This window comes from Caulobacter sp. (assembly GCF_017744445.1).
GTDB lineage: Bacteria > Pseudomonadota > Alphaproteobacteria > Caulobacterales > Caulobacteraceae > Caulobacter.
On the sequence record NZ_JAGIBH010000063.1, the window covers coordinates 1 to 856 of the forward strand.

Genomic DNA, 856 nt, shown 5'->3' on the forward strand with positions numbered 1-856 from the left:
GAGCGCGGCGAGATCACCGTCGTCCTGCACGCCCAGCCCTCACCCGATCAGGTGCAGATCGCGCAGGCGTTGCAGCTGGACACACAGCAGCGCGCGCTGATGGTGGCGGTGCCGATCCTGTGCGGCGCGGTGCTGCGCCTGTTCCTCGGCCTGCTCGCCGACCGCATCGGCGCGCGTCGCACCGGCATCCTCGCCCAGGCGGTGGTGATCATGGCCCTGCTGGTGGCCTGGCAGGTCGGCGTGCACAACCTGTCCCAGGTGCTGCTGCTGGGCGCGATGCTCGGCGTGGCCGGCGCTTCCTTTGCCGTGGCCCTGCCGCTGGCCTCGCGCTGGTATCCGCCGGAGCACCAGGGCACGGCGATGGGCATTGCCGGTGCCGGCAATTCCGGCACTGTGCTGGCGGCGCTGTTTGCACCGGTGCTGGCGACCGCGTTCGGCTTCCAGAACGTATTCGGCCTGGCCACCATCCCGCTGCTGCTGGTGCTGGCCATCTTCGCCACCTGCGCCAAGGACGCGCCGGTGCCGGTGGCGCGCAAGACCCTGGGCGACTACGCGCGCGTCCTGGTCGGCAACCGCGACTCGTGGTGGTTCATGTTCTTCTACGCGATCACCTTCGGCGGCTTCGCCGGATTCGCCAGCGCGCTGCCGGGCTATTTCCACGACGAGTTCGACTTCGCGCCGAAGATCGCCGGCTGGGCCACCGCGGCCTGCGTGCTGGCCGGATCGGCGATGCGCCCGCTCGGTGGCGTGATCGCCGACCGCATCGGCGGTACGCGCTCGCTGCAGATGGTGTACGTCGCCGTCACCGTGCTGGTCGCCACCGCCGCGCTGGGCATCGGCGGTGCCGGTGCGACGG

At 71.1% G+C, this 856-nt stretch carries 1 protein-coding gene; it reads left to right on the forward strand.

Annotation, left to right across the window (positions count from 1 at the left end; all coding sequences use genetic code 11):
• The coding region (locus J7528_RS23600) for an MFS transporter (RefSeq protein ID WP_291879720.1) at positions 1-856 on the forward strand (856 nt) is incomplete at both ends.